General features: G+C 67.8%; 26 protein-coding genes. 17 read left to right on the top strand and 9 right to left on the bottom strand.

Annotated elements, in window-relative coordinates; translation table 11 throughout:
- Positions 1–75: 75 nt before the first annotated feature.
- The 4 genes from K8O92_31535 to K8O92_31520 all read left to right on the top strand — a co-directional run bounded on the left by K8O92_31535 (position 76) and on the right by K8O92_31520 (position 6,984).
- Complete coding sequence (locus K8O92_31535) at positions 76–1,113, top strand: branched-chain amino acid ABC transporter permease (protein UAK32186.1); 1,038 nt, start codon at positions 76–78, stop codon at positions 1,111–1,113.
- On the top strand, positions 1,110–2,525 hold the full coding sequence (locus K8O92_31530) for a branched-chain amino acid ABC transporter permease (GenBank protein ID UAK32185.1): 1,416 nt from the start codon (positions 1,110–1,112) through the stop codon (positions 2,523–2,525). The genes K8O92_31535 and K8O92_31530 overlap by 4 nt, the downstream gene beginning before the upstream one ends.
- Positions 2,522–4,339 (top strand): ATP-binding cassette domain-containing protein, encoded by a 1,818-nt coding sequence (locus K8O92_31525; GenBank protein UAK32184.1) that lies wholly within the window; start codon positions 2,522–2,524, stop codon positions 4,337–4,339. Before K8O92_31530 ends, K8O92_31525 begins: the two co-directional genes overlap by 4 nt.
- A 110-nt stretch (positions 4,340–4,449) precedes the next feature.
- Complete coding sequence (locus K8O92_31520; GenBank protein UAK32183.1) at positions 4,450–6,984, top strand: tetratricopeptide repeat protein; 2,535 nt, start codon at positions 4,450–4,452, stop codon at positions 6,982–6,984.
- A 5-nt stretch (positions 6,985–6,989) separates the two neighbouring features.
- Here K8O92_31520 and K8O92_31515 read toward each other — a convergent pair whose 3' ends face one another.
- Positions 6,990–8,216, bottom strand: a complete 1,227-nt coding sequence (locus K8O92_31515; protein UAK32182.1) for an FxsB family radical SAM/SPASM domain protein — start codon at positions 8,214–8,216, stop codon at positions 6,990–6,992.
- A 13-nt stretch (positions 8,217–8,229) separates the two neighbouring features.
- Entirely contained in the window at positions 8,230–8,394 is a 165-nt protein-coding gene (locus K8O92_31510; GenBank protein ID UAK32181.1) for a hypothetical protein, read from the bottom strand.
- A gap of 138 nt (positions 8,395–8,532) precedes the next feature.
- Between K8O92_31510 and polA the strand changes: the two genes are divergently transcribed.
- Complete coding sequence (gene polA / locus K8O92_31505; protein UAK32180.1) at positions 8,533–11,313, top strand: DNA polymerase I; 2,781 nt, start codon at positions 8,533–8,535, stop codon at positions 11,311–11,313.
- A 200-nt stretch (positions 11,314–11,513) separates the two neighbouring features.
- Positions 11,514–12,008 carry a carbonic anhydrase gene (locus tag K8O92_31500; GenBank protein ID UAK32179.1) on the top strand — a complete coding sequence of 165 codons (495 nt, stop codon included), beginning with the start codon at positions 11,514–11,516 and terminating at the stop codon, positions 12,006–12,008.
- Positions 12,009–12,075: 67 nt separating this feature from the next.
- On the opposite strand, the gene K8O92_31495 is transcribed toward K8O92_31500, so the two are convergent.
- The gene (locus K8O92_31495; GenBank protein ID UAK32178.1) at positions 12,076–12,405 is read right to left on the bottom strand and encodes a DUF6191 domain-containing protein; all 330 of its coding nucleotides are present in this window, start codon (positions 12,403–12,405) and stop codon (positions 12,076–12,078) included.
- A 123-nt stretch (positions 12,406–12,528) separates the two neighbouring features.
- Here K8O92_31495 and K8O92_31490 point away from each other — a divergent pair, with 123 nt between their 5' ends.
- Together K8O92_31490 and K8O92_31485 are read left to right on the top strand one after the other, a co-directional pair.
- Complete coding sequence (locus tag K8O92_31490; protein UAK32177.1) at positions 12,529–12,735, top strand: hypothetical protein; 207 nt, start codon at positions 12,529–12,531, stop codon at positions 12,733–12,735.
- Between the two features lie 96 nt (positions 12,736–12,831).
- On the top strand, positions 12,832–13,269 hold the full coding sequence (locus tag K8O92_31485) for a 2-keto-3-deoxygluconate kinase (GenBank protein UAK32176.1): 438 nt from the start codon (positions 12,832–12,834) through the stop codon (positions 13,267–13,269).
- Between the two features lie 157 nt (positions 13,270–13,426).
- Here the strand turns inward: K8O92_31485 and trxA are convergent, their stop codons facing one another.
- Together trxA and K8O92_31475 are read right to left on the bottom strand one after the other, a co-directional pair.
- Positions 13,427–13,813, bottom strand: a complete 387-nt coding sequence (gene trxA / locus K8O92_31480) for a thioredoxin (protein UAK32175.1) — start codon at positions 13,811–13,813, stop codon at positions 13,427–13,429.
- 47 nt (positions 13,814–13,860) lie between these two features.
- Entirely contained in the window at positions 13,861–14,391 is a 531-nt protein-coding gene (locus K8O92_31475; GenBank protein UAK32174.1) for a 2'-5' RNA ligase family protein, read from the bottom strand.
- Between K8O92_31475 and K8O92_31470 the strand changes: the two genes are divergently transcribed.
- The 4 genes from K8O92_31470 to K8O92_31455 all read left to right on the top strand — a co-directional run bounded on the left by K8O92_31470 (position 14,390) and on the right by K8O92_31455 (position 18,458).
- Positions 14,390–15,565, top strand: a complete 1,176-nt coding sequence (locus K8O92_31470; protein UAK32173.1) for an isocitrate/isopropylmalate dehydrogenase family protein — start codon at positions 14,390–14,392, stop codon at positions 15,563–15,565. The genes K8O92_31475 and K8O92_31470 overlap by 2 nt on opposite strands.
- Positions 15,566–15,786: 221 nt before the next feature.
- Positions 15,787–16,710 carry an ABC transporter substrate-binding protein gene (locus K8O92_31465; GenBank protein UAK32172.1) on the top strand — a complete coding sequence of 308 codons (924 nt, stop codon included), beginning with the start codon at positions 15,787–15,789 and terminating at the stop codon, positions 16,708–16,710.
- 3 nt (positions 16,711–16,713) lie between these two features.
- The gene (locus tag K8O92_31460) at positions 16,714–17,673 is read left to right on the top strand and encodes an amino acid ABC transporter permease (GenBank protein UAK32171.1); all 960 of its coding nucleotides are present in this window, start codon (positions 16,714–16,716) and stop codon (positions 17,671–17,673) included.
- A gap of 32 nt (positions 17,674–17,705) precedes the next feature.
- Positions 17,706–18,458, top strand: coding sequence for an amino acid ABC transporter ATP-binding protein (locus tag K8O92_31455; GenBank protein ID UAK36057.1), 753 nt, complete (start codon positions 17,706–17,708; stop codon positions 18,456–18,458).
- A gap of 62 nt (positions 18,459–18,520) precedes the next feature.
- On the opposite strand, the gene K8O92_31450 is transcribed toward K8O92_31455, so the two are convergent.
- Both K8O92_31450 and K8O92_31445 read right to left on the bottom strand, forming a co-directional pair.
- On the bottom strand, positions 18,521–19,273 hold the full coding sequence (locus tag K8O92_31450) for an SDR family oxidoreductase (GenBank protein UAK32170.1): 753 nt from the start codon (positions 19,271–19,273) through the stop codon (positions 18,521–18,523).
- 101 nt (positions 19,274–19,374) lie between these two features.
- A complete protein-coding gene (locus K8O92_31445) occupies positions 19,375–19,728 on the bottom strand; it encodes a MerR family transcriptional regulator (GenBank protein UAK32169.1) in 354 nt (117 codons plus the stop codon).
- 105 nt (positions 19,729–19,833) lie between these two features.
- On the opposite strand from K8O92_31445, the gene K8O92_31440 reads away from it, so the two are divergent.
- Positions 19,834–20,679, top strand: a complete 846-nt coding sequence (locus tag K8O92_31440; protein ID UAK32168.1) for an NAD(P)-dependent oxidoreductase — start codon at positions 19,834–19,836, stop codon at positions 20,677–20,679.
- A gap of 167 nt (positions 20,680–20,846) precedes the next feature.
- Here K8O92_31440 and K8O92_31435 read toward each other — a convergent pair whose 3' ends face one another.
- Positions 20,847–21,743: a LysR family transcriptional regulator gene (locus K8O92_31435; GenBank protein UAK32167.1), complete on the bottom strand. Its 897-nt coding sequence runs from the start codon at positions 21,741–21,743 to the stop codon at positions 20,847–20,849.
- A gap of 71 nt (positions 21,744–21,814) precedes the next feature.
- On the opposite strand from K8O92_31435, the gene K8O92_31430 reads away from it, so the two are divergent.
- The 4 genes from K8O92_31430 to K8O92_31415 all read left to right on the top strand — a co-directional run bounded on the left by K8O92_31430 (position 21,815) and on the right by K8O92_31415 (position 24,714).
- Positions 21,815–23,170 (top strand): FAD-binding oxidoreductase, encoded by a 1,356-nt coding sequence (locus K8O92_31430; GenBank protein UAK32166.1) that lies wholly within the window; start codon positions 21,815–21,817, stop codon positions 23,168–23,170.
- Between the two features lie 80 nt (positions 23,171–23,250).
- The gene (locus K8O92_31425) at positions 23,251–24,135 is read left to right on the top strand and encodes an SPFH domain-containing protein (GenBank protein UAK32165.1); all 885 of its coding nucleotides are present in this window, start codon (positions 23,251–23,253) and stop codon (positions 24,133–24,135) included.
- A gap of 12 nt (positions 24,136–24,147) precedes the next feature.
- Positions 24,148–24,306, top strand: coding sequence for a hypothetical protein (locus K8O92_31420; protein UAK32164.1), 159 nt, complete (start codon positions 24,148–24,150; stop codon positions 24,304–24,306).
- A 99-nt stretch (positions 24,307–24,405) separates the two neighbouring features.
- On the top strand, positions 24,406–24,714 hold the full coding sequence (locus K8O92_31415; GenBank protein ID UAK32163.1) for a hypothetical protein: 309 nt from the start codon (positions 24,406–24,408) through the stop codon (positions 24,712–24,714).
- On the opposite strand, the gene K8O92_31410 is transcribed toward K8O92_31415, so the two are convergent.
- Entirely contained in the window at positions 24,698–25,543 is an 846-nt protein-coding gene (locus K8O92_31410; protein UAK32162.1) for a class I SAM-dependent methyltransferase, read from the bottom strand. The two genes, K8O92_31415 and K8O92_31410, sit on opposite strands and share 17 nt — an antisense overlap.
- Between the last annotated feature and the right edge of the window lie 58 nt (positions 25,544–25,601).

The following is a 25,601-nucleotide window of genomic DNA, read 5'->3' as shown; positions in this document are numbered from 1 at the left end:
CGGCACGTATGGGGATTCGGCCGGATCCCCATACGTGCCGTTGTTCGGTGGGCGAAAGGATGAGGGCAGAAATAAATGAAACAAACGTTATTGGCCGGTGGGATACAACTCACGGCCGGTTCGATCGACTTCAACTACGAGGGGTTGGTCGATAGTTTCTGGCGACTGACCGTCGACGGCGTGACCTACGGCGCCATCTATGCTTTGGTCGCGGTGGGCTACACCTTGGTCTACGGCGTATTGCGGCTGATCAATTTCGCCCATTCGGAAATCTTCATGCTCGGGTTGTTCGGGCAATTGATCGGGTTGATGATCTTCGGATTCGTCGCCAGCGCGGATGTGTACACCCAGGGCGTGGTGCTCACCGTCGTCTATCTGGGTTTGGCGATGGTCGTGGGCATGGCGGTATCCGGTGGCGCGGCTGTCGGATTGGAGCGGGTGGCCTACCGACCCCTGCGCAAACGGGGCGCGAAACCGCTGGCCTTCCTGATCACGGCGATCGGCATGTCGTTCGTGCTGCAGGAATTGGTGCACTTCGTGCTGCCGAAGATCCGCCCCGATCTCGGTGGCACCAACGCGCAGCAGCCGATCCGCCTGGTCGAGCCCACCGTGCAGTTCAGCTTCGGCGGCGCGGACGTCACCAACATCATGCTGCTGATCGTGTCGGCGGCGGTGGTGCTGGCGATCGCCACCGAGGTGCTGATCAACCGGACCAAATTCGGCCGTGGCATCCGCGCGGTGGCCCAGGACCCCGACACCGCGACGCTGATGGGCGTGTCACGCGAGCGGGTCATCATGCTGACCTTCCTCATCGGCGGTGTGCTCGCGGGCGCGGCGGCGATGCTGTTCACGCTGAAGATTCCCAACGGGATCATCTACTCCGGCGGATTCGTCCTCGGTATCAAGGCGTTCAGCGCCGCGGTACTCGGCGGCATCGGCAATCTGCGGGGCGCGCTGCTCGGCGGCCTGCTGCTCGGCGTGGTGGAGCAGTACGGCCAGATCCTGTTCGGCACCGAGTGGCGTGATGTGGTCGCGTTCGTGGTGCTGGTTCTTGTGCTGATGGTTCGCCCGACCGGCATCCTCGGCGAGAGTCTCGGAAGGGCGCGCGCATGACCGACACGACCAAGACGGCGTCGCCGGACACCGCGCGCCGCGGCCTCGGCGATGCGATCCGCACCTGGTGGGACGGTCTGAGCAGGCCCGCGCAGTGGGGCGTCGGCGTCCCGATCCTCATCCTGCTGGCGTTGCTGCCGCTGTTTCCTCCGCCACTGCTGAACACGCCCTCCTACAACTTCGGCCTGGTGATGGCGCAGGTGGCGATGTACGCGCTGCTGGCCATCGGCCTCAACGTGGTGGTCGGGCAGGCGGGTCTGCTCGACCTCGGCTACGTCGGTTTCTACGCGGTCGGCGCCTACACCGTCGGACTGCTCACCAGCCCGAACAGTCCGTGGAACCAGACCGACGGCGGCTGGTTGGATCCGGAGTGGGCGTGGCTGGCCTGTCTGCCGATCGCCGTCGCGGTGACCGCGGTCTCCGGCCTGATCCTCGGTTCACCCACACTGCGTCTGCGCGGCGACTACCTGGCGATCGTGACACTCGGATTCGGTGAGATCGTCCGGCTCCTCGCGGAGAACCTCACCGAGATCACCAACGGCAGCCTCGGCCTGTCGGGTGTGGCCTACCCGCACGTGGGCGAATCCGAGAGCAAGCCGGAGGGCGTCTTCTCCGGCGGCAACAGCGGCGACCCCGACAGCGCGAACCTGCTCGACCGCGCCAGCTACGGCACCTACTGGTACTGGTTCGGCATGGTGCTGGTGGTCATCGTGCTGCTGATGGTCGGCAACCTGGAGCGCAGCCGGGTCGGCCGCGCCTGGGTGGCCATCCGCGAGGATGAGGACGCGGCCGAGATCATGGGCGTGCCGACGTTCAAGTTCAAGCTGTGGGCGTTCATGATCGGGGCCGCGGTGGGCGGCATGTCCGGCGCGATCTACGCCGGGCAGGTGCAGTTCATCAACCCCACCGGCTTCAACATCATCAACTCGATGCTGTTCCTGTGCGCGGTGGTCATCGGCGGTCAGGGCAACAAGCTCGGAGTGATCTTCGGCGCGTTCGTCATCGCCTATCTGCCCGCGCGGTTGCAGTCGGTGAACCTGGTGAGCAACGAGACGACCGGGTACGTGCTGCTGGCGATCGACGTGGCGGTGTTCGTCGCGCTGATCGTCTTCTGGCGGCTGTGGGCCGGTCGGTTGGGCACCTGGCAGCGGCGCGGCGTGATCACCGGCATGGTCACGACCGGCGTGCTGGCGCTGCTGCTGCTCGGCAGCGTGCTGCTGTTCCGCAAGGGCGGCGCGCAGTCGCTGGGTGACCTCAAATATCTGTACTTCGGTATCGCGTTGGTGGTGATGATGATTCTGCGTCCGCAGGGTCTGTTCCCGGTGCGGCAGAAACTGCTCACCTACGGCAGGCAAGTGGTTCTGGCCGTGCGCAGACCGGCCGCGGTCGAGCCGATCGGAGCGGGCCGATGACCGGGCCGGGCGCGGGTGACGCGCTGTTCGACAACGAGGACATGGCCGCGGGTTACGCGGCCGAGCCGCAGGCCGAGTCCGCGGGGACGGTCGACGTCACCCAGGTGATACCGGACCTCGCCGACGCCGAGACGGTTGCGGAAGTCGTCGCGCCGCGCCGCGATATCGAGACCGCGGTGGGTGAGCCGCTGCTGCGCACCGACGGCCTGACGGTGAAGTTCGGCGGTCTCACCGCGCTGGACCAGGTGAGCTTCGAGATCCGCCGCGGCGAGATCCTCGGTCCCATCGGCCCCAACGGCGCGGGCAAGACCACCTGCTTCAACGCGATCACCGGTATCTACCAGCCCGCCTCCGGACTGGTGTACTTCGACGGCAAGCCGCTGACCAAGACCAAACGCAACGCGATCACCCGGCTCGGCATCGCGCGCACGTTCCAGAACGTGCGGCTCTTCGGCGAGATGACGGCGCTGGAGAACGTCGTGGTGGGCACCGACGCACGGCACAAGACCTCGGTGCCCGGCGCGGTGTTCCGCACGCCGCGGCATCGACGCGAGGAACGCGACGCCATCGAGCGCGGCATGGCGCTGCTGGAGTTCGTCGGCATCGCTCCGCGCGCGGTGGAGAAGGCACGCAACCTGTCCTACGGCGACCAGCGTCGCCTGGAGATCGCCCGCGCGCTGGCCACGGAGCCGAAGCTGCTGTGCCTGGACGAGCCGGCGGCGGGATTCAATCCGAGCGAGAAGTCCGCGCTCATGGACCTGATTCGCAAGATCCGCGACGACGGGTTCACGGTGCTGCTGATCGAGCACGACATGCGGCTGGTCATGGGCGTGACCGACCGGATCGTGGTGCTGGAGTTCGGCCGCAAGATCGCCGACGGATTGCCCGCGGACATCCGCGACAACCCGGCGGTGATCGCGGCCTACCTCGGCGTGCCGGATACCGAGGTGAGCGAATTCGACCCCGCCGTGCCGGAGGGCAGCGAGAGCGGCGAAAGCGCGCCGTCGGGTCCGGAACCGGCGGCGGCGCCGCGCGCCGAGACGGCGGTCACTCCACCGGTGACCGAGGCGCCGGACAAGCCTCCTGCCGCGGGTGCTCCGCTGCTCGAAGTGGAGGGCATGGTCGTCAACTACGGCAGGATCCGAGCGCTGCACGGGATCTCGCTGACCGTCGCCGAGGGCGAGCTGGTCACCCTGCTCGGCGCCAACGGCGCGGGCAAGACGACCACCATGCGCGCGATGTCCGGGCTGCTGCCGCTGACCCGCGGCCGAATCCTGTTCGAGGGCCGCGACATCACTCGGATGAAGGCGCACGAGCGGGTGAAGCACGGGTTGATCCAGGCTCCGGAGGGCCGGGGTGTCTTCCCCGGCATGACGGTGCAGGAGAACCTCGACATGGGCTGCTACGGACGAGGTTTCAAGCGGAAGGGCGAGTACGACCGGACGCTGGAATGGGTGTTCGAGCTCTTCCCGCGATTGCTCGAGCGGCGCAAACAGGTCGGCGGCACGCTCTCCGGCGGTGAGCAGCAGATGCTGGCCATCGCCCGCGCACTGATGGCGCGTCCGCGGCTGCTGTTGCTCGACGAGCCGTCGATGGGTTTGGCGCCCATGGTGATCCAGCAGATCTTCCGGATCATCGGCGAGATCAACCAGCAGGGCACCACGGTGCTGCTGGTGGAGCAGAACGCCCAGCAGGCGCTGGCCCGCAGCGACCGCGCTTACATCATGGAGACCGGTGAGGTCACCAAGTCCGGCCGCGGCGCGGAATTGCTCACCGACCCCGCGGTGAAGTCGGCGTATCTGGGCGTGGGATAGGCGTCTTCACCAGCGCGGCCTGTGCTCCCGATGCCCGGGAGCACAGGCCGCTTCGGTCCGCTGAAGCTTTTTCCGGGCGATGACCGCGTCCCGCGGGTTACCGTTGACAGGTGACAGCGGTCGGACGGCCGTGGCGGGTGTTCTTGAGTCACACTCGTGATCTCCGGTCCAAGCCGAGTGGACGTTCCTGGATCACCTCGGCCGAGGAAGCGGTGAAAAGGTTCCGGCATGCGCCGGTGGACATGAAGTACTTCGCCGCCGATGGCCGGCCACCTGCCCAGGTGTGCGCGGAGCTGGTCGGTCTCGCCGATCTGTACGTCGGGATCATCGGGAGCAACTACGGCTCGCCGGTGCCCGATGACCCGTCACGCTCTTACACCGAACTCGAGTTCGACACCGCCACAGCGGCGGGCAAACGCAGACTGGTGTTCTTGGTCGCGGACGATTCACCCAGGCCGGCCGACGCCCGCCAGCTCGCGTTCCACGCTCGGCTGCTCGATTCCGGGCTGACGATCGCCCGCGTCGCCGACCCGGGTGAGCTGGACGCCGCGCTGACGCAAGCCATCGCCCAGCTGATGCTCGACGACGCGATGCGCGGCCCTGTCGTGGCGCCGGCTTCGAGACCTCGCCCACGTCAATTACCGGCCGCTGCATCGGGTTTCACCGATCGCGCCGAGGACAGCGCCTGGCTGACCGCACTACTGCGCGGTGACGGAACGTGCGCGCGCTCGATCGGCATCATCAGCGGTCCGCCCGGTGTCGGAAAGTCGACGCTGGCGGTCCGGGTGGCGCACGCGCTGTGCGCGGAGTTCCCGGACGGGCAACTGTATCTGGATCTGCACGGGTACAGCGCGATGCCGGCATCGACGGCCTACGAGGCCCTGGATCGTTTCGTGCGGACCCTCGACGACACCGCGCAGGGGGACCCGGAGCTGGACGTGGAACGGCTGGCGCAGCGCTACCGCGCGCTGCTCGATGGGCGGCGCGTGCTGGTGGTCATCGACAATGCCTTGACTCCGGAACAAGTGCGGCCGCTGCTGCCGCCGCCTTGCTGCGCGACCGTGATCACGTCACGAAGCCCGTTGTCCGGGCTGGTGGTACGGGACGATGCGAGCAGGCTGGTGTTACGGCCACTGATGCCGGCCCACGCCGAGACGTTGCTGAGGACCGCGACCGGCTCGCAGGACAGCGCCGCGGCGGCGAAGGTCGCACGGATGTGCGGGCATCTGCCGCTGACGCTGAAGCTCGCTGCGGAGCACGCCGCCGTGTCCGGCATGACCTTGGGTGAGCTCGCGGCCGAGCTGTCGAACGAACGGAACCGGCTGGACGCACTGGCCGGTGTGGACGGTGACCCGACATCGGAGGTACGGATGGTGTTCTCCTGGTCTTACCGGAATCTGCCCCATGATCTCCGCCGTGCATTCCGGCTTCTCGGTTTGCATCCGGGCGATGAATTCAGCACCACGGCCGCGGCGGCGCTGCTGGGTGTTCCGGCGGATCGAGCCCGCCGAATCCTGGACTCCCTCGTGGCATTCAGTGTGCTGGAGCGCCTGTCCCGCAATCGTTACCGATTGCTGGACCTGTTGCGGGAGTACGCGGCAGAGCGAGCCGCGGAAGACGAGCCCGACGGAGCGCGTCACGCTGCGCTGGCTCGGGAACTCGACTGGTACGCGCATACCGTGGACGCCGCCGACCGATTGCTGGCGCCGCTGCGTCGGCATGTGCCGCTCGAGCCGCCCGGCCCCGGCACTCCGACCACCGAGTTCGGCGACTACGACAATGCTCTGAAGTGGTGTGACAGCGAGAGAGCCAACCTGGTCGCGGCGATACGGGCCGCCGGTACGGACGGTATGCCGGACGTCGCATGGCGGCTGGCGCTGGCCGCGGTGACTTTCTACAAGATCCGCCGTCACCACGACGATTGGCTGACGACCAGTGAACTCGCCGTGACCGCGGCGCGGGAGGCGGGAGACGCCTTCGCCGAGCAGTGGTGCCTGACCAGTCTGGGTGGCGCGTTGGTCGAGGTCGGCCGTTTCGAAGAGGCGCGGTCGGCGTACGAGCAGTCGCTGCGGATCAACCGGCAGATCGGCGACCGGATCGGCGAGGGCATGGCGCTGGGAAACCTCGGGGAGGCCGCGCGCGAGCTCGACCGCCCCGACTATGCCAGCGAGCTGGGCGAACAGGCCCTCGCGATCTGGCGCGCGATCGGCGATCGGCGCAACGAAGCCATTGTGCTGCGAGATGTCCTCGCCGGTGCGCGCTTCGATCACGGTGACTACCCGGCGGCGGAACGGCTCTACCGGGATGCCCTCGCGGCTTGTCATGGCATCGACTCGCACACCGAGGGCAACGTACTGCACGACCTGGGTACCACCCTGCAGGCCATGCTCCGGTACGGGGAGGCAGCGGATACTTACGAAGAGGCGCTGGCGGTGCGGAGGATGAGCGGCGACCGTTTCGGGGAGGCGGAAACCCTTTACGCCCTCGGGGAGACCCGGCGGTTGCTCGGCGACCAGGTGGGCGCGCAGAGCGCGCTGCTCCAAGCATTGGCCGTTTACGTGGAATCGGGTTCACCCCGTGCCGACGAGGTGCGTGCGCGCCTGCGCGAACTGGGGGTCGATTCGGAGGATGGGCACGGGAGCTAGGGCTGCTACCTCCTGCGGGTGGCGCGGATTGCGGCGAGTGAGGTCCCGCGCCGCGCCAAGCCGTCGGCAACCCGCTGCTCTATATGAGTGATCAAGGCGAACAGGTCGGCGCAATAGACGGACGGATTGCCGAACCCGTTCTCCGGCCGATACCGATGGGGGTAGAGGCCGCCACCGCAGATCCGGTGGTGTGCGCAGGAGCGACAGATGGGCGACAGCGCGTCGATTCCCTGCTGTCTGGCTACGAAGGACGGTAGTCGCAGCACGTCGTCGAGTGCGTGCCGCAGGACATGCAGGCCGGTGGCCGCTGCGCCGTCGTGCACGGCTTTCATGCTGTCCACCTGTTCGTATGAACCATCGGTCTCGATGACCACGAGCGCCACCGGATCCAGCCCGAACGATTCATAGCTTTCGGTACCACCGAGCACCAGATGCACCAAATCCTCGAATATACGTACCCCGCAGGGACATTCGGCCGCATCGAACCACTCATCGAAGATGGGTATCAGCCAGTCGGCGTACGGAGTACGACCGTCGCCGGGAACCAGACCGGGCGGCGGGTTCTCCCACGTGCCGTGCGGGAGCAGGAAATCGACCGCGGGCAGATTCCTATCCCGCAAAGCCCGCCAGACGTCGAGCGGATCGGCCTCGAGTTGGATGGTGCAGAGGACGCCGCTGAAATACGCGCTCCGCTCCGGCTCACGCATGAGCTCGATCGCCGCCACGACGGTGTCGTAGCTGGACCTGCCGTTACGGAAACGCCGGTGGAGGTCGTTGGCCTTCCGGTCTCCGTCCAGGCTGATCCCGATGCCGATATCGGCTGCGATCAGGCGGTCGGCGGCCACCGCGTCCAGCCGCACGCCGTTGGTCTGAACCGAAGCGACGACACGGGTGGGCGCCAGTCGGTGGCGCAGCTCGTCGACGATCCGCACAAGGTAGTCAGGGCCTGCGAGCAGAGGTTCTCCACCGTGCAGCCGGACGGTCACACTGTCCAGATCGTGTGTACGGGCGTGCTCGGCGATGCGGTCGCCGACAGCGGCGACGATTTCCGGCGCCATACCGCGCGGTTGGTTGCGCCACGACTGATCCGCCAAGTGATAGACGTAGCAGTAGTCGCAGTCCAGATTGCACCGGGACTGAACCTTGAGAACGAACTCGCGTAACGGACGGAATCCGCCGGTCGGCCGCGCCGGAGCCGAGGAGAAGCCCGGCCACGGCAGATCCGCCGACATCTCTGTATCCGGATTACCGGTCTTGTCGTGGGGCGCGGACGGCGGTGACCGCGCGCCCGTTCGAACTGTGGGCGTAGGCCGCGCAGTCCGCGGCTCGCGGAGCGTGCAATCGCTCCAGGGCCAGGTCGAGCGCGGATGCCGGAGCGGAAACCGGGGGAATCTCGGCGGGCGATTTCATGGCGGCTCCTTATGGAAGTCTGTCTCTATCATCGCATTTCAACCCGCACGGCGAGGGGTGAATGAGCGGTCCGCGTACCGACCGGGCCGCAGGTGGGATCGGCGCGCCGCCGACCGTCGGTCAGCCGGGTGTCGGCGTATGGCCTTGTCGGTGCCGGTCCCTAGACTCTGGGGCGTGAGTTCACCCACGACCGCTCCGCGTCCTGCCCCCGCGTCCGGCTCCATCGATCCCGGTTCGGGGGACCGGCCGACGCTGCTGTTGCTGGATGGGCATTCGATCGCCTATCGCGCGTTCTTCGCGCTACCGGCGGAAAACTTCAAGACGGTCACCGGGCAGACCACGAACGCGGTCTACGGCTTCACCGCGATGCTGATCAACCTGCTGCGCGACGAGAAGCCGACACACGTTGCCGCGGCGTTCGACGTCTCGCGCCAGACCTTCCGCGCCGAGGCGTACCCGGAGTACAAGGCCAATCGCACCACCACGCCGGACGAGTTCCGCGGCCAGGTCGAGCTCACCAAGGACGTGCTCGGGGCGTTGGGCATCCCGGTGATGGCCATCGAGGGCTTCGAGGCCGACGACATCATCGCCACGCTCACCACGCAGGCGACGGCCGCGGGTTTCCGCGTGTTCATCGTCACCGGTGACCGGGACGCCATCCAGCTGGTGGACGAGAACGTCACCGTCTTGTACCCGCGCAAAGGCGTATCGGACCTGACCCGGTTCACTCCGGAAGAGGTGATGGCCAAATACGGCCTCACGCCGAACCAGTACCCCGACTACGCGGCGCTGCGCGGCGACCCCAGCGACAACCTGCCCGGCATTCCCGGCGTGGGGGAGAAGACCGCCGCCAAGTGGATTCGTGAGTACGGTGACCTCAACGTCCTGGTGGAGAAGGTCGACCAGGTGAAAGGCAAGGTCGGCGACGCGCTGCGGGCGAATCTGAGCAGCGTGGTGCTCAACCGGCAGCTCACCGAGCTGATGCGGGACGTGCCGCTGCCCTACACCCCCGATCAGCTGGCGCAGGGGCCGTGGGATCGCGAGAAGATCCATCAGTTGTTCGACGATCTCGAGTTCCGCGTGCTGCGCGACCGGCTGTTCGAGACGCTGGCGCCGCCGGAGCCGGAGGCGGAGTCGGGATTCGAGATCAGCGGCGGCGCGCTGGAGATCGGCGCGGTCGCGGGCTGGCTGGCCGAGCATGCGAAAGCCGGTGCGCGCCATGGTGTATCGATCGTCGGCACGGGCTCTCCGGCCGGTGGTGACGTCCGAGCGCTGGCCATCGCGGCGGGTGACGGCGAAAGCGGCTATATCGACGTCACGGTGCTCACCCCGGAAGACGAAGCCGCGCTGGGCGCTTGGCTCGCCGACCCGGCCGTGCCGAAGGCACTGCACGAGGCCAAGGCCGCCCTGCACGCGCTGCGCGGTCGCGGCTGGACTCTCGGCGGGCTGACCAGCGACACCGCGCTGGCGGCGTATCTGGTCCGCCCCGGTCAGCGCACCTTCAACCTCGATGACCTGTCGTTGCGCTACCTGCACCGAGAGCTGCGCGCCGAGGCCGGCGAGACCGCGCAGCTGTCACTGCTCGACGAGGAGGACGCCGTCGACGCCGAGTTGGCGCGGGCGCAGATGTTGCGCGCGCGTGCCGTCGCCGACCTGGCCGACGCGCTCGACGAGGAACTGGCGAAGATCGAATCCATCCCGCTGCTGGCGGACATGGAGCTGCCGCTGCTGGGTGTGCTGTCCGCTTTGGAGGAGGCGGGCATCGCGGTGGACACCGACCAGCTCGCGACGCTGCAGCGGCAGTTCGCCGACCGGGTGGCAGAGGCGGCCGAGGCGGCCTACGAGGTGATCGGCAAGCAGATCAACCTGGGCTCGCCCAAGCAGTTGCAGGTGGTGCTGTTCGACGAGCTGGACATGCCGAAGACCAAGCGCACCAAGACCGGCTACACCACCGACGCGGACGCGCTGGAGTCGCTCTACGAGAAGACCCAGCACCCGTTCCTGGAGCATCTGCTCGCGCATCGCGACGCCACCCGCCTGAAGGTCACCGTCGACGGCCTGCTCAAGTGCGTCGCCGAGGACGGTCGCATCCACACCACGTTCAACCAGACGATCGCGGCCACCGGTCGGCTGTCCTCGACCGAACCGAACCTGCAGAACATTCCCATCCGCACCGACACCGGCAGGCAGATCCGCGACACATTCGTGGTCGGCTCCGGCTACCAGTCGCTGATGACCGCGGACTACAGCCAGATCGAGATGCGGATCATGGCGCACCTGTCCGGGGACGAGGGGCTGATCGAGGCGTTCAACTCCGGTGAGGACCTGCACACTTTCGTGGCGTCGAAAGCGTTCGACATCCCGATCTCCGAGGTCGGTCCGGAACTGCGCCGCCGGATCAAGGCGATGTCCTACGGCTTGGCCTACGGATTGAGTTCCTACGGTCTGTCCGCGCAGTTGAAGATCAGCACCACCGAGGCGAAGGAGCAGATGGAGGTCTACTTCGCCCGCTTCGGCCGCATCCGCGACTACCTGTACGAGGTGGTGGAGCAGGCGCGCAAGGTCGGCTACACCGAGACGCTGTTCGGCCGCCGCCGCTACCTGCCCGACCTGGACTCCAGCAACCGGCAGCGCCGGGAATCGGCGGAACGGATGGCGCTCAACGCCCCGATCCAGGGCACCGCGGCCGACATCATCAAGGTGGCGATGATCAACGTGCACCGGGCCATGAACGAGGCCGGTTTGCGCTCGCGGATGCTGTTGCAGATCCACGACGAACTGTTGTTCGAGGTAGCCGACGGCGAGCGGGAGGTGCTCGAGGCGCTGGCACGCGAACAGATGTCCTCCGCCATCGCCCTCTCGGTGCCGCTGGAGGTCTCGGTCGGCGTCGGCCACAGCTGGGACTCCGCCGCGCACTGACCGGCTCCGCGCACCGCACCGGACATGCCGGGTCCGACCGCACGGGCCCGGCATGGGGCAATCGGCGAGCTATCATCGGGCCGCCGCGTGCAAGTGAATGAATCACGGTGAACGGGACCGCTGTCCCATACTGCGCGGCCACCTACCGTTGGGCTGATCACACAGAGGGATTCACGCATACCGAGCGCAGGGGATGGCCCATGACTGTCACCGACGAGTACCTGGAGAACAACGCCGCCTATTCGAGCACCTTCCGAGGCCCGCTGCCGCTGCCGCCCGCCAAGGGCGTGGCCGTGGTCGCCTGCATGGACGCGCGGCTCAACGTCTACGGCGCGCTCGGCCTCGCCGAAGGCGAGGCGCACGTCATCCGCAATGCGGGCGGCGTCGTCACTCCCGACGAGATCCGCTCGCTGGCCATCAGCCAGCGGCTGCTCGGCACGAGGGAGATCATTCTGATCCACCACACCGATTGCGGCATGCTCACCTTCACCGACGACGACTTCAAGGCGAGCATCCAGGAGGAGACCGGGATCAAGCCCGAGTGGGCGGCGGAGGCGTTCTCGGACCTGGAAACCGATGTGCGTCAATCGATCGCGCGCATCGTCGCCAGCCCGTTCGTGCCGCACAAGGATTCGATCCGCGGGTTCGTCTTCGATGTCGCCACCGGCAAGCTGAACGAGGTTCTTCCCCGCTAGGGGGCGAATCCGCCCGCACAGTGCGATCCGGAAGACGGCGCCCGGATCTCCCTACGACCGACCATGTTCACGAAGTCCGGCTTCCCGAAGGCCGCTGCCCGACCAGGCGGGCCGAACCGTGGGCGAGATCTACCTCGTCGCGGGGCGGCGCGCCGTCGGACTTGTCCTCGCGGTGCATCAGTGTCGTCAGCCGCTGCTCGAACTCGTGGTGTTTGCCGCCTTGGAAAACCGCCGTGACTTCTTCGAAGCCCGCGGCCGCCACCGGGCGGCCGGACCGCTTGCGGGTCCAGGGCAGCGCGCGGCTACCGGTGAGCTTGTTCCAGGCGACTTCGGCGAAGGCGAACAGGATGAGCAGGACGGCCAGACCCGGAATGGTCATCGCGACGAGGAGACCCATGTCACCGACGCTACCCTCGTTCCGCCCGCAGCGGCCTGAACTGCACGAACGGTACTCGTCAGTAGACAAATCGGGCATCGAATGTGGTTGCTATTGCGTCGCGATGTCCCTATTCTCGATGCCGTGCCGAATCCCGCCGACCGCCGCAGCGCAGCGCTCACCGTCGCAGACCGCGACAGCGCTCTGCTTTCGGCGTCGCTCATCGGGCCCTCCGTGGTGACGCAGGCTACCGCCTTCGAGCCCGAGGTTCGCGCCGAGCTACTTCCGCTCACCGCGATGGTGGCGCCGCGCCCCCGAGTCCTCGTAGTACCCCGCCGTAGCGGGGTCTGATTCGGGCCGGCCCCCTCGCTGCGGGCTTTTCCACTTGTTAGTGCTGGTCCCCTCTGTCAACTGAACCACGACATTCTCCGGGAAGACCTACTTTCAATGACCATCCTTACTCTTGATACAGACATGTTCCACGCCGCCGCTCCCAAGGGCTTACGCGCCGAAGCCGCCGGGCTGACTTCGGCGGAGTTCCACAGCCGCTACTGCGCGGACGGCGGTCCGATCCGCCTCGGTGAGTGGTCTCCCGCGGGCGCGCGCACCGCGGAGTTCACCGCCACGCTGGAGTTCGCCGACCATCTGCGGACCGTCGTGGCCACCGGCAGCCCGGTCGCCGCGATGACCTCGGCTCTCTACGAGGAGGGCTACCCCGTGGAGATTCTGCAATTCCACCAGCGGCGCACCGCCGACGGCACCGCCACCTTCGTGCGGTGCGAATGCAACGGCAGGCGCGGCTGGGGCGCGGCGATCGCCGATGACGGCGCGGAATCGACGGTTCGCGCCATGATCGCGGGCGTCAACTTGCTCGGCGTGTCCTGAGATCACGCACGGACCGCGGGGAGGCAGCCTGCCGCCCCCCCGTCACTGTGGGGGTCCAGACGCCGAGCGGGCCCGGACGCGGACTTCGCTCCCGCGCGTCCGTCCCCGGGCCCGAGTGAATATCGTTGCGGCGCAGTGTTTCACCGCGCCGCGCCGATCACTGTCCGGCTTGGTTCTCGGCAGCCGCCTGCTGCTCGGCGAGCTGCTTGCGCACCTCGTCCATATCCAGCGCCTTGACCTGGGTCACCAGATCCTCGAGCGCGGCGGGCGGCAATGCGCCGGGCTGCGCGAACACCAGCACGCCCTCCCGGAAGGCCATGATGGTCGGGATCGAGCGGATGTTGGCAGCCGCCGCCAGGCCCTGCTCGGATTCGGTGTCGACCTTTCCGTGCACCACGTCGGGGTGCTTGTCGGAGGAGGCCTCGAAAGTCGGTGCGAAACTCTTGCACGGACCGCACCAATCGGCCCAGAAATCGACGAGTACCACGTCGTTTCCGGTGACTACCTCATCGAAATTGTGCTGGGTCAGCGTCTGGGTGGCCATGACATCCTCTCGTCTCGGTATGCCTGCTACAACGCGGGCTTCCTCGGTTATCTTCCACGGCGGATCCGGCCGACCGGCCATTCGCGCCGCTGATCCCCGTCCCACCGACGGATACCCAGCACCGTCGCCGGAAAATCCCGGTCACCGGCCACGGCGTGGATCGCCTCGCCGAGCAGGTGCGGGGGCACCCGCCTGGCCAGGGTGATGTGCGGCGTCCACGCGTCCGGGTGCACATTGGCCGGAACGCCGGGACACGGGGAGATCGTGTGGAAGATCCGCCGGTGCAACGCGAGCAGCGCCTCGGACGGCACCACCAGTCGCACCAGGATCGGACGGCGCGCACCGAAGACCACCAGTCCGCCGAGCCGCACGGGGATCGGCGCGAAGGCCAGCTCGTCCAGGGCCTGCTCGATGCGCGGCCAGATCTGCCTGGCCACCGCGGCGGTGATGTGCGGACGGTTGGACTCGTCGGTGCGCGCGGCCAGGCTCGCCACACCGGCCTCCGCGAGCATCTGCCACTGGCGGCGGATCTCGGTGTCGGCGGCCTCGTCGAGGAGTAGTTCGACCGACTGCACCATGGTCCCCGAAGGTAACCGCATCCGGCGTTGCCGCGGGCCGGTTCCGGCACCCGGGGCATGTCGGCGGGAGGATGTCCCGGTGAACGACGTGAATCAACCCCGGGAGGGGCGGGCACTGCGGCTCGGCCTGATCGACGGCGACGGCATCGGCCCCGAGGTGGTGCGAGCCGCCAGGCAGGTGGTCGACGAGGCGTTGTCGGCGGTGGGCGCCGCGCCGGTCGACTGGGTGCCGCTGGCCATGGGCCACGCTGCCATCGCCGAATTCGGCGCCCCGCTGCCGGAGCAGACACTCGAGCAGCTCGCCGGGGTGGACGCGTGGATTCTCGGCCCGCACGACAACGCGTCGTATCCCGCCGAACACCGCATCGCGCCGGGCGGCGTGATCCGCAAGCGTTTCGACCTCTACGCCAACATCCGTCCCGCGCGGGCGTTCGCCGGTGTGCACGCGGCGGCGCCGGGCATCGACCTGGTGATCGTCCGGGAGAACAGCGAAGGTTTCTACGCCGACCGGAACATGTTCGCCGGAGTGGGCGAGTTCGGGCCCACGCCCGATATCGCGATGTCGGTCGGGCTGGTGACCCGTGCCGCCTGTGAGCGGATCGCGCATCAGGCGTTCCGGCTGGCCACGACACGACGCAAGCGGGTGACGATCGTGCACAAGGCCAATGTCCTGCCGTTGACGATGGGACTGTTCCGCGACGTCTGCCGGGAGGTCGGACTCGCGTACCCGGGCGTCGAGGTGGACGACGAACATGTCGACGCGGCGGCGGCGCATCTCGTCCGCGCCGCCGCCGACTACGACGTCCTGGTCACCGAGAATCTGTTCGGTGACATCCTGTCCGACCTGGCCGGGGAACTGAGCGGGTCGCTCGGCCTGGCCGCGTCGCTCAACTGCTCGGCCACCACGGCGATGGCCCAGGCGGTGCACGGGGCCGCGCCGTCGCTGGCCGGGCACAACCGCGCGAACCCGGCAGCGTTGCAGCTGTCGTCGGCGATGCTGTTGCGCTGGTTGGCGACCCGGGACGCGGAGGTGACCCTGGCGCGGGCGGGTGAGCGGATCGAGCGGGCGGTCGCCGCGACCTTCGAGGCGGGCATCGCCACCGCCGACCTGGGGGGACTGGCATCGACCAGCGAGTTCACCGAACAGGTGTGCGCCAGGGTGCATCGCTGGTAGCCCGAGCGGGTGTGCCGGGACCGAACGCGGATCCACACCGGTGGCGCGCCCGACAACCCGAACCCGCAGGTCAGCTGGCGACGGGGTAGGGTGTCGGGCCGGTGCGGCGGCACGGGACCGGCGACGGTTTCGTGTTGCTGTTGCATTACTGTCCAGCGCGGAGCGTCCCGGTCGCTTAGATTGCCAAACGGGTGGTGACGCCCGGGTTGCGTGGAGCAAAAATGTGGAGGACTGCTGTGTCTGATCGATCGTTTCTCGGCAGGCGCGTCCTGCGAGCCGCCACGGGCGCGCTCGCCGCGGGCGCGCTCGTGTTGACCGGATGTACCACCAACACCGAGGAAACCGGACCCTCGGTGGCCAAGGTGCAGGTGGACAAGGTCGAAGAGATCGCCGCGCAGCTGCCCGACAAGATCAAGCAGTCCGGCAAACTCGTGGTCGGCGTGAACGTCCCCTATCAGCCGAACGAGTACAGGGACGCCAGCGGCCGGATCGTCGGCTTCGACGTGGACCTGATGGACGCGGTCGCCTCCGTGCTCGGCGTGAAGGCCGAATACGTCGAGTCGGCCTTCGAGAAGATCATTCCCGCGATCCAGGCCGGTACCTACGACGTGGGCATGTCGTCGATCACCGACTCCAAGGAACGCGAGCAGCAGGTCGACTTCACCACCTACTTCAACGCGGGTGTCCAGTGGGCCCAGCAGAAGGGCAAGCCGGTCGACCCGGAGAACGCCTGCGGCAAGAAGGTCGCCGTCCAGGCCACGACCGTGGAGCACACCGAAGAGGTGCCCGCCAAGAGCGCCAAGTGCGTCGCGGAGGGCAAGCCCGCGATTGATATCAAGCCGTTCGACGAGCAGAGCGCCGCGACCAACGCGCTGGTTCTCGGCCAGGTCGACGCCATGTCGGCCGACTCCCCGGTGACCGCGTACGCGATCAAGCAGAGCGGCGGCAAGATCGAGACCGCGGGGCCGGTGTTCGACTCCGCACCCTACGGCTGGGCGGTGCCCAAGGGCGCGCCGCTGGCCGCCGTGCTGCAAAAGGCCGTCCAGCACCTGATCGACAACGGCAAGTACCTCGAGATCACGAAGAACTGGGGTGTCCAGGAAGGCGCCATCACCACGTCCGTCATCAACGGCGCCGTGAGCTGATCGATGGCGGACAACGACACTCGGCCTGCGCCCGGTGATCCCGGGCCCGGCGGAGTGGATTCGACGCGGGAGCCGGAGCCGATCAAAGCGGTTCCGCTGCGCAGGCCGGGGCGCTGGATAGCGGCGGCGGTCATCCTCGTCCTGGTGGCGCTGTTCGTCTACGGCGCCGCGACGAACCCGGCCTATCGCTGGGACACCTACTGGAAGTATCTGTTCGACAGCCGGATCACCGCGGGCGCCATCGTGACGCTGGAACTGACGGTGTGCGCGATGGCGATCGCGGTCGCGCTCGGGACGATGCTGGCCGTGATGCGGCTGTCACCGAACCCGGTATTGCGCGCCACGGCGTGGGTGTACCTCTGGATCTTCCGCGGCACCCCGGTGTTCGTGCAGCTGGTGTTCTGGGGGTTGGTCCCCTCGCTCTACAGCCAGATCCAGTTGGGCGTTCCGTTCGGGCCGCAGTTCTTCCAACTCGACGTGCAGCAACTGCAGGCCGCGTTCACCTTCGCGGTGCTCGGCCTCGGCCTCAACGAAGCCGCCTACATGGCCGAGATCGTCCGGGCCGGGATCAACTCCGTCGGCGAGGGGCAGCGGGAGGCGTCGTTCGCGCTCGGCATGTCCTGGAATCAGACCATGCGCCGCACGGTGCTGCCGCAAGCTATGCGCGTGATCATCCCGCCGACCGGCAATGAGCTCATCGGCATGCTGAAGACCACCTCGCTGGTCACCGGCATCCCGCTGAGCACCGACCTCTTCGGCCGGGCACGCGATATCTACGGCGTGAACTTCCAGCCGATTCCGCTGCTGTTGGTCGCTGCCACCTGGTACTTGGCGATCACGAGCGTGCTCATGGTCGGGCAGTACTACTTGGAGCGCTATTACTCGCGCGGCGTCTCCCGCAGGCTGACCGCCAAGCAGCTGCAGGAACTCGCCGACGCCCAGCAGGTGGAGAAGGCGAAATGAGCGTGGACGTCGAGAAGACCACCTCCCCTCCGATGATCGTGGCGGACCGGGTCTGCAAGAACTTCGGGGCGCTGCAGGTGCTCAAGGGCGTTTCGCTCGAGGTGGGCCGCGGTGAGGTGCTGTGCCTCATCGGGCCGTCCGGCTCGGGAAAGTCCACCTTCCTGCGCTGCATCAACCACTTGGAACAGGTGAACGCGGGCCGGCTCTACGTCGACGGCGAGATCGTCGGCTACCGGGAGAAGAACGGCAAGCTGCACGAGATGCACCCGCGCGACGCGGCCAAGCAGCGCCGCGAGATCGGCATGGTGTTCCAGCACTTCAACCTGTTCCCGCATCGGACCGCGCTGGAGAACATCATCGAGGCGCCGACCCAGGTCAAGAAGGTCCGCAAGGCCGACGCGGTGACCAGGGCGCGGGAATTGCTGGACCGGGTCGGCCTGGCGGACAAAGCGAACGCCTACCCGGCGCAACTGTCGGGCGGTCAGCAGCAGCGCGTGGCGATCGCCCGCGCGCTGGCCATGGACCCCAAACTCATGCTGTTCGACGAGCCGACCTCCGCGCTGGATCCCGAACTGGTCGGCGAAGTCCTCACGGTCATGCGCGAACTCGCTCGCTCGGGCATGACGATGGTCGTCGTGACCCATGAGATGGGATTCGCCCGCGAGGTGGCCGATCAACTGGCGTTCATGGACGGCGGCGTGGTCGTGGAGGCGGGACCGCCTCGGCAGCTGCTGGCCGATCCACGCCAGCAGCGCACGAAGGCCTTCCTTTCACGACTGCTTTGATTTCCGTCACCGACGAGGGCGGTATCCGGCACCAGGTCCCCGAAGGCCTCCCGGTCTCGAAGTCAGTCGACGAGGGCGCCACACGAAAGGTTGAGGACCGCGCCGGTCATGGCGCCTGCCATGTCGGACGCGGCGAATACCGCCGCGTCGGCCACCTCGGCGAGGCGGGGAAGTCGCCCGAGTCGGGTATCGCCTATCAAGGTCTGCAGGGAGGGGTCGTTCTCGGACAGGCCGGGGACGGTCTCCGGGGCGAAGTTGGAGCGAATGCATACGACGCGCACCCCGTACCGGCCGACTTCGCCAGCGAGGCTGCGGTTGAGGGCCTCGATGCCGGCGCAAGCGATGTTGAATCCACCCATGCGGTACCGATATTCAGCGGCTGCGGTAGCGGATAGCAGGACGATGACCCCGCTACCCCGCGCAGTCATCCGGCGTGCCGCCGCGGTCGTGGTGATGAAGTGTGAACGCGCGGCCTCGATGATCGGGATCATGAAGTCCTGGAGGTCCATATCGACCAGCGGCACGTCCTGGATTGCCTTCATACCTACCGCGTTGAAGGAGATATCGAGCGAGCCGGCTTCTTCGATCATCTCGTCTGCGTGAGCCTCTACAGCCGTTCGATCGAACACGTCGACCTCTGCGACCTTCGCGCGACCACCGGATGCCGTGATCTCCTCGGCCACGATTTCCAGCGTCGCCCGAGTGCGCCCGACCAGATAGACCTGTGCCCCTGCGCCGGCGTACGCCCGCGCCACTGCCCCGCCCATACTGCCTGCCGCTCCGTACACCACCGCGTTCTTACCAATCAAACTCATACAACTTCAGACGGGTCGAGCTGAAGAAAATCATCGCCGCGCATCTGCCTGCCGCGGCTTTCCCGCCTTCGGACTCCGAGCGGCGCGGCGGTACCGGCGATTCATCGCTTCGTGGCGTGGATGATGGAGTCCAAAGCGTGCTGTGCGCTGGTGAGCTCACCGATGGCGGCGGAGATCCTGTCGCGTTCCCGGTGCAGATCGGCGAGCAGGTCCGGACAGGCCGCGGCCAGCCCGTCGCCGGTGTCGAGGATGCAGGGCAGGACATGAGCGATGGTGGCAGTGCTGAGGCCCGCGGCCAGCAGAGTGCGGATGCGATGGACCCGCTCGATATCGCTGTCGCGATAGCTTCGGTAACCGCTCGGCTCACGGAGAGGGGCCAAGAGGCCCTGTTCCTCGTAGTAGCGCAGCAGCCGTTGGCTGACGCTCGTTCGTTCCGACAGTTCACCGATGCGCATCACGGTTCTCCGACTTGACTCTCACATCCATGTGAAGGATTAGCGTAGCCGCACCAAGCCCTTCGCCCACGTCCCGGTGGGCAAGCAATGCGGAGAGAAGATCTGATGCGTACACCTACGGGGACATCCGTGACCGTGCTCGGACGCGGCGTCCGAGCAGCGGCGCTGGCCGAAGCTCTAACGATGCACAACGCGGTCACGTTCTGGGACGAGCACGACGACGCGCAAGCGAATTCACTGCACGCGGCTCTCGACGCCGCGGCCCTGGTCGTCGTGTGCGTCGATGACTACGACGCTGCCGCCGGGATCCTCGGACGGGCCGAACAGCACATCACATCCCGCGATCTGGTGAACGTGACCTCGGGCACCGATGCGCAGGCCCGGCGACTGGCCGCCTGGGTGGCCGAACGTGGCGGCCGGTACCTCGACGGTGCGCTGATGGCGCACCCCGAACATGTCGGCAAGCCCGAGACGGTCCTCGTGTACAGCGGTTCGGAAGAATTGTTCGCCCGTCACGAACCACTGCTCGGGCAGCTGGGTAGCGCGACGTATCTGGGACCGAACCCGGGCACGGCAGCGCTCTACGACGTCGCGATGCTGAACTTCGCGTGGGCCACCCTCGTCGGATACCTGTACAGCGCGGCATTGCTGCGCACGGCCGAGGTTCGTGCGGCATCGACGGCCCCGCTGCTGAATCACTGGATGTCGACCACGATCGCGTCGGTCATCGCCGACTACGCCCAGCAGATAGACAACGGCCGGTACCCCGGCGACGAGGAATGGCTCGAGCTCGACGCGCCCCTCATGGACCACCTCATCCACGCCGCCCGACAGCGCGGCATCAACACCGAATTGCCCCAACTCATCAGATCGCTTACACACAGAGGCATCGAAGCCGGCCACGGCAGAGACAGCTTCGCAAGCCTCATAGAGACCATCGCCAGCGTCTGAGAACTCGACGCCGCGGAGATCCACCGCTCACTCCACCGACGACGCCCCACCACCGCCGCACACTCGCGATCGGGTCGACCACGTTGTCCGCGCTGTTTCGTCCCGCACGGCGGCCGGAGACGGCCCTGGTCGCGGCGGGCGCTTGCCACTCCGGCGGGCCGGTCGGTTCATTCGTCGACGCGCAGGGCGATTCGCAGCTGACCGAGCAGCACTTCGGCGGCTGGGCTCGCGGGACGGTCGGTGCGCCAGGCCAGCGCGAGACGCCCGCGCACTTCCGGTTCCACGATGCGCATGGTCCGCACTCCGAAAGCCTCGGCCTCCTCGGCGGTGAGATCGGGCACCACGGCCACGCCGAGACCGCGTGCCGCCAACCGCAGCAAGAGTGCGGGCGCCGCCGCCTCGTAAGCGACGGCGGGTTCGAAACCCGCCGCCGCGCAGGCTCGCTCGAAGACGGCGCGGATGCCGGTGCCCGGCGTCAGACAGATCAGCGGACGATCGCGCAGCGTCCTGACCGGGATCTCGGCGCCGTCACCGAGGTCCCTCGCCGCGACCGCCACCACCGCGGTCTCCAGCAGCACCTCGATACCGATGCCGGGACCGACGTCCGCGCCGGTCATTCCGATCAGAGCCACATCGAGTTCGCCCCGGTCGAGGGCGGCGAGCATCCGCTCCGAAGTGTCCTCGGTCAAGCTGATGCCGACTTGCGGGTGGTCTCGGTGGAAATCGGCGAGCACAGCGGCGACGTCGAATTCCTCGACCGCCGCCCCCGAGATGAGCCCGAGCCGAACTTGTCCGCGGAGCAACCCGGTGAACTCGTCCGCCATGTGGGTGATCCGCTCGGCGGCGGCCAGCGCCGCCCGCGCGTGCGGCAGCACGGCCGCGCCCACCTCGGTCGGTGTGACCGTACGCCCGCCACGGTCGAGCAGTGGCAGGCCGAGCTCGCGCTCCAACTGACGGATCTGGGCGCTGAGCCCGGGCTGGGTCAGATGCAGCCGCGCCGCCGCGCGGGTGAAGTTCGCCTCCTCGGCCACCGTGACGAAGTAGCGAAGCTGCCGCAATTCCATAACTAGCAATTATAGGAAGTAGAAAAGCTGGCTGTTTTACTTATTGAACTCGTCAGGGAATCGTCGAAGCCATGGGACACATAGCAGAGACCATCGACCTCGACGCCTTCACCGGCCCGATCTTCCGTCCCGGCGACGCGGGCTACGACGCGGAGACCGCCGGTTTCCAGACCGCCTACACGCATCGCCCCGCCCTGATCGTCGGCGCTGCGCACGCCGAGGACGTGCGCGCTGCCGTGGAGTACGCGGCGCGGCACGAGTTGCCGATCGCGGTACAGGCGACCGGCCACGGGCTGTCGGTCGCGGCCGACGGGGGAGTGCTGATCAGCACGCGCCGGTTGGCTGGCATCCGCATCGATCCCGTCCGCGGGACCGCCCACATCGGCGCCGGGGTCCGCGCGGGCGCGCTGGTCGACGCGGCGGCCGAGCACGGATTGGCGCCGCTGAACGGCTCGTCCCAGTCGGTGGGGATGGTGGGCTATCTGCTCGGTGGCGGCGTCGGACTGCTCGCGCGTCAGTTCGGGTACGCCGCCGAGCACGTGCGGGCGATCGAGCTGGTCACCGCCGACGGCAGGGTGCGCACGCTGTCGCCGGGCGACGAACTGTTCGGCGCCGTGCTCGGCAGCGGAGGCAACTTCGGTGTCGTGACCGGCCTCGAGGTCGGTCTGGTCCCGGTCACCACGGTGTACGGCGGGCAGTTGGTGTTCGACACGCCGCTGGTGGAGCGGGCGTTGGACGCGTGGCGGCAATGGACCGCGACCGTGCCGGAGGAACTCACCTCGACGGTCGCCATGCTCGCATTCCCGGATATCCCGCCGGTGCCCGCGCAACTGCGCGGACGGTACGTCGCCTCGATCCGGATCGCGTACAACGGGCCTGCCGAGCAAGCCGAACGGCTGATCGCACCGCTGCGTGCGGTCGGCGAACGGCTGACCGACGACCTGCGCACGATGCCGTACACCGAGTCGCACACCATTCACAGCGACCCCGATCACCCGCACGCTTACGCTGCCACCAACGCGCTGCTGAGTGAGTTCACCGAGGACGCCGCCGCGGCCTTGCTGGCTGCCGCTGGGCCGGAATCCGGCGCGGGGGCGGTGGTCGACATCCGTCATCTCGGTGGCGCGTCGGCCCGCCCGGGCGACGCCGGAATCGCGGTGGACCATCGTGAGGCCTCCTATGTCGTCCGGATCATCACCGGCCCCGAGGCTGCCGCGACCCGAGCCGATATCCGTGCCGCGCTGGCGCCGTGGACTCTCGGGCACAGCCTCAACTTCCTCTACGGGGCGGGCGCCGAGGCGGACGAGGCGCAGACCCGCGCAGGCTTTCGGCCCGACACCTACGCCCGGCTGGCGGCGCTCAAAGCGCAGCACGATCCGCGCAACCTGTTCCGCTTCAACCGCAACATCCGGCCGGACGCCCGGTGAGTTCGCCGCCGCCGCTGCCTGGTGGGGCGCGGCGGCAGCATGCTATCTTCGTGATATCACTCTGATATTGGGAGGATGTCATGCAGTTTCGATCCGCGTTCCGCCTGAACGGCTTTCTGGTGCTGCTGGGATGGTTCGTGCTCACGCTCCTGTTCGGCGCCGCCGCGGCGTTCGGTTTCGTCGCGGGAGCCCGCCACGGCAACGGCCTCGCCGTGGCCGGCGCGGTGGCCGCGACGGTGATGGTGGTCGTCTTGCTGTTGCTCGCGACCGGCCTGACCGTGGTGAACCCCAACGAAGCCAAGGTGGTGCAGTTCTTCGGCCGCTACGTCGGCTCGGTGAGCGAACCGGGCTTCTTCTCGGTGCTCCCGCTGACCGACCGCAAGAGCATCTCGCTGCGCGTGCGGAATTTCGAAACCCAGAAACTCAAGGTCAACGACGCCGACGGCAACCCGGTCGAGATCGCCGCGGTGGTCGTCTACCGGGTGGTGGACAGCTTCAAGGCCGCCTTCGCCGTCGACGACTACGAGGAGTACGTCGAGACCCAGTCCGAGGCGGCCGTGCGGCACTTGGCCACGACGCATCCCTACGACGCGCACGAGGCGGGCCGCACCAGCCTGCGTGACGGCGCCGAGGTCGCCGAGGAGCTGACCGTGGAATTGCGTGACCGCACCGAGATGGCGGGCATCGAGGTGCTGGAGGCGCGGATCACCCACCTCGCCTACGCGCCCGAGATCGCCCAGGCCATGCTGGTTCGGCAGCAGGCGGCCCAGGTGGTCGCCGCGCGAACCCGGATCGTGGAGGGCGCGGTCGGCATGGTCGGCCTGGCTCTGGAGCGGCTTGCGCAGGAAGGCATGGTGGAGCTGGACGAGGAGCGCAAAGCGGCGATGGTGTCGAACCTGCTCGTCGTGCTGTGCGGTGACCGTCCGACTCAGCCTGTCGTCAACGCCGGTTCGCTCTACTCATGAGGCGGGCGGCCCGTGGCTGAGCGCAAGAGACTGCTGCTACGCCTGGACCCGGCCGTCCACGACGCCATCGCGAAGTGGGCGGCCGACGACCTGCGCAGTATCAACGCCCAGATCGAGTACGCGCTGCGCCTGGCGCTGGATCAGGCCGGGCGCAAACCGAAGTCGCAGTGACGCGACTCCGAGACCGATCAGAGATGGTGCCCCGCCCGATCGGCGCGAAGACTGCTAAGTGTCGGCAACTTCGGCCGTACCCACGGAAAGGGGACACAGATGGCCGCGACAGTGCACATCGACCACGTCGTGCGCGATTACGAGACGTGGAAACCGATGTTCGACGCCTTCGACAATTTCCTCGCCGAGGCGGGGGCTCGCAACTGCCGGGTGCAGCGATTCACGCACTATCCCAATCGGGTGCTCGTCGACGTGGACTTCGACAGCATGGCCGCGGCCGAGGCGTTCCGGGAGCGGCTGCGCGAGATCGCCGGTCAGCCGCGGTCGCAGGAGATGCTGGTCACGCACGAGGTCTCGATCCTCGAGCTGGCCGACGAGCATCATCCGAAGCTCACGGCTTCCTCGTGACGAAGATCGCCGTGCCGGGGAAGAGTTCGCCGCGCATCGGGCTCCACTGTCCCCATTCGCGATCGAGCCATTCCGGCCATTCCGGTTCGACGATGTCCTCCAGGACCAATCCCGCCGCGACGATCTCGCGCACGCGGTCGCCGATGGTCCGGTGGTGCTCGACGTAGGTGGGCACGTCGTCGCCGTCCACCTCGACATAAGGGGTGCGGTCGAAGTACGGGATGGTGGCGGTCAGCCCCGCCGGACCGGGATCGTCCGGGAAGATCCAGCGCAACGGGTGGTTCACCGAGAAGACCCAGCGCCCGCCCGGCCGCAGCACCCGCGCCACCTCGCGCATCACCAGCGCGGAATCGGCGACGAACGGCACGGCGCCGAACGCCGAGCAGGCCAGATCGAACGAGGCGTCGGCGAACGGAAGAGCCTCCGCGTCCGCCTGCACCAGCGGCACCCGCGGCCCGCCGCGCGCCATGACCGCCAGCCCCCGTTCGAGCATGCCGCGCGACAGGTCGAGCCCGACCGGCCGCGCACCCTGCCCGGCCAGCCAGCGCGCGCACGGAGCCGAGCCGCAACCGATCTCCAGCACCCGCTTGCCGGTGACGTCGCCGAGGAAGCGCATGTCGCCCTCGTGCATGCCCTCCGGGCACCAGACGAACTCGCCGCCGGGCGACTCCACGCCGAGGAACTCCGCGTGCGTCTCGTGGTACTGGGCGGCATCGGCGTCCCACCATCGTCGGCTGGCCAGCCTGCTGGCCGCCGATCCGATCCGGGTTCGCGCTATTCCCGCCGTTCCGAGCAGTGCGTTTGCTTGCGCATGGCGATCTTCCGACACGCCGATCAGACTATCGGCGTGGCGACCCGACCGGTTTGCCCGCCCGGACCGAGGTCGC

The organism is Nocardia asteroides (genome assembly GCA_019930625.1).
GTDB classification, from domain to species: Bacteria; Actinomycetota; Actinomycetes; order Mycobacteriales; family Mycobacteriaceae; genus Nocardia; species Nocardia sputi.
Note: the sequence above shows the minus strand (reverse complement) of the source record. Positions and strands in the feature narration are given on the sequence as shown.